We start from the raw sequence: 2,830 nt of genomic DNA on the forward strand, positions 1-2,830 counted from the left end.
CGTAAGCGGTAATTTCGGCTCATCTGGAACCTGCGGGTAACAGGGATCAAGATTGCGTCCGCAACTTACACACTGCGGACGCAGATCATGACTGACCCACAAACTGACTTTGACTTCCTGCCCCTGCGGGTAATCGGCAAATCGGCCGACGGCAAGAACCGGTACGACCGCGATAGCAAGCGCAAGCTGATCGCGGCGTGCCAGGAGCCCGGCGCCTCAGTGGTCGGGCTTGCGCTCAAGGCCGGCGTAAACGCCAACCAGCTTCGCAAGTGGATCTCCATCGATCGGACAAAGACACGCCGCCGACCTGGACGGCCGCCGGCACCAGCCCGTACGCCGGCATTCGTTCCTGTTCTGGAAGTGGTCGATGCCGGGCCTGGGCACCTGTCAGCCAGGGCATCCCTGTCTGACGCCCAGCCGGCTGCGACGCGGCACGAGCCGATGCGACCCTCGCAACGTGCACCACTGCCTTCGCGCCTGGTGGCGCAGTTGCCCAACGGCGTCAGCCTTGAACTCGAATGTGACCAGCAGGATACGGCACTACTCACGGCGATGATCGATGCGCTGAGGGCGAGGTGATGCTGCGCTTCGATCCCGATCTGAAGGTCTACCTCTGTCGCGAGCCTGTCGACTTCCGTTGCGGCATCAACACGCTCGCGGCCTTGGTCACGGAGTCGATGCAGCTGGACCCGCTCGCCCGCGCCGTGTATGCGTTCCGCAATCGCAAATGCGATCGCGTCAAACTCCTGCTGTATGAGCGCACCGGCTTCTGGCTGCTGCTGCGTCGGCTCGAGGAAGACCGTTTCGTCTGGCCGAAGCGGCCTCAGGAAGTCATCGAGATGACGACGGAGCAGCTCCACTGGCTGCTCGACGGTATCGACATCGACGCCGTTCGTCGCCATCCCGTACGTCGCTACCTGCACGCGAGCTAGTCTGCCCAAAAGACACGTTGCACGTAAACAACGGCGGCGCGCTTTTTACAGTTTGACGTAAACCTGCGGCGCGCCGTGCTCCGCTATCCTGGGGCGCATGAATCCACCCGATCTCAAGCACGTACCCAAGGCCGTCAGGGGCTATATCCGCGATCTCGAAGAGCGCGCGACAAAGGGCATTGCCCAGCGCGACGCCCAGATCGGCGAGCTCAACCAGCGCATCGGGCAACTCGAGGAGCAGATCCGCCTGCTGCAGGCTGAACGCTACGCTCCAAAGAGCGAGAAGAGCAAGGATCGTGTGTTCGACGAGGCCGAACAGATCGCCCGGACCGAACCCTCCGACGAAGACGACGAAAGTGTCCAGCCAGCGCTGCCCGAGACCGGACTGCCCCCGCCCGGTCAGCCTGAACGACGCAAGGCGGGCCGTACGCCACTGCCGGCCTATCTCAAGCGCGAACGTGTTGAATACGATCTGCCGGAGGGCCAGCGAGGTTGCCCATGCTGCGGCAATGCGATGCATCGCATCGGCGAGGACGTCAGCGAACAGCTGCATGTCGAAGTCAAATGGACCGTCCTGCAGAACGCGCGCTCCAAATGGGCCTGCCGGCATTGCGAACGCCATGCCGAACGTACCCCGGTTGTGCTTGCGCCCATGCCGGTCCAGCCGATTCCGGGCAGTCATGCCGACGCGTCGGTGATCGCGACGGTCACGACCGCAAAGTACGCCGACGGCATGCCGCTGTACCGGATGCAGAACGTGCTCGCACGCTGGCAGATTCCCGTGAGTCGCGGCACGCTCGCGAACTGGATCATCCGCCCCAGCGAGCTCTACTACACCCGTCTGTACGATGCACTGCTCAAGACGCTGCTCTCGCAATCCTTGATCCACGGTGACGAAACGACGCTGCAGGTGCTCAAGGAGCCTGGCCGTTCTCCACAGAACAAAAGTTATATGTGGATATATCGCGGTGCTGAGGACTGTGCCGAACCGGTGGTGCTGTTCGACTACCAGGCAGGGCGCGGCCAGGAACATCCAAAGAAGTTTCTGGGCGACTACAGCGGTATGCTGATGACCGACGGCTATAGCGCCTGGCGCACCCTGAAGAAGGCTACGCACTTCGGTTGCCTGGCCCATGCACGCCGGCTATACGTCAAGGCCGACAAGGCGGCTGCGAAAAAAGATGCCACTGGTGCAAAGAAGGCGCCGAACGCCCGTGTAGCGAAGGCGCTCGAGTACTTCCAGGCACTATACCGTGTCGAGGCGCTGGCCAAAGGCGATCTGCCCGCCGGGAAGACACGTGCCGAATTCACATACGAGTTGCGCCAGAAGCACAGTGTGCCGCTGCTCGACGCCTTCAAGGCATGGCTCGACGAACTGGCGCCGAATGTAGCGCCGCAGAGTCTGCTCGGAAAGGCAATCGCGTACACGCGCAACCAGTGGCAGTATCTGAGCCGTTACGTGACTGATGGCCGGGCTCCGGTAGATAATAATGTTTGCGAACGTGACGTCAGGCCGTTTGCCGTGGCAAGGCGAAACTGGTTATTTAGTGATACTACCGATGGCGCGAAGGCGAGTGCCACCGTGTACAGTTTGATGTTGACGTGCAGGGCGTGTGGTGTCGATCCCTATGACTACCTGATGCACATACTCACCGAAATGCCGCAGCGCGCACCGGACGCTGATGTGACTGATTTGCTGCCGTTCCGCTACGCCCAGCAACAGCGGGAAAAGACGCAGGCCCACTGACAAACTGGCTGCGCGTCAGCACGCAGCCCGACGCACAGGCTCACCATCCTGACGCAGACATCGCCGGTCGATCGCGACCGTCGCGATGCAGCTACGCTCGCCCGCTGGTTGCGAACGATTCTACATTCGGTGTGGAGAATTCATCGCTTAC

General features: G+C 61.7%; 3 protein-coding genes. All 3 read left to right on the plus strand.

Translation table 11 applies throughout. From position 1 onward, the window contains the following. The first annotated feature begins 87 nt into the window (after positions 1-87). The 3 genes from AB4Y35_RS42040 to AB4Y35_RS42050 all read left to right on the plus strand — a co-directional run bounded on the left by AB4Y35_RS42040 (position 88) and on the right by AB4Y35_RS42050 (position 2,679). A complete protein-coding gene (locus AB4Y35_RS42040; RefSeq protein ID WP_368708798.1) occupies positions 88-579 on the plus strand; it encodes a transposase in 492 nt (163 codons plus the stop codon). Next, complete coding sequence (gene tnpB, locus AB4Y35_RS42045) at positions 579-932, plus strand: IS66 family insertion sequence element accessory protein TnpB (RefSeq protein WP_368692734.1); 354 nt, start codon at positions 579-581, stop codon at positions 930-932. The genes AB4Y35_RS42040 and tnpB overlap by 1 nt, the downstream gene beginning before the upstream one ends. Positions 933-1,029: 97 nt before the next feature. Then, positions 1,030-2,679: an IS66 family transposase gene (locus AB4Y35_RS42050; protein ID WP_368692976.1), complete on the plus strand. Its 1,650-nt coding sequence runs from the start codon at positions 1,030-1,032 to the stop codon at positions 2,677-2,679. Positions 2,680-2,830: the final 151 nt, after the last annotated feature.

Origin of the sequence: Paraburkholderia sp. EG286A, assembly GCF_040965375.1 — a bacterium.
Lineage (GTDB): Bacteria > Pseudomonadota > Gammaproteobacteria > Burkholderiales > Burkholderiaceae > Paraburkholderia.

Bases quoted from the DNA above. Each gene is read 5' to 3' on its own strand.
- AB4Y35_RS42050 (WP_368692976.1), top strand. From the start codon at position 1,030: ATGAATCCACCCGATCTCAAGCACGTACCCAAGGCCGTCAGGGGCTAT.
- tnpB (WP_368692734.1), top strand. From the start codon at position 579: ATGCTGCGCTTCGATCCCGATCTGAAGGTCTACCTCTGTCGCGAGCCT.
- AB4Y35_RS42040 (WP_368708798.1), top strand. From the start codon at position 88: ATGACTGACCCACAAACTGACTTTGACTTCCTGCCCCTGCGGGTAATC.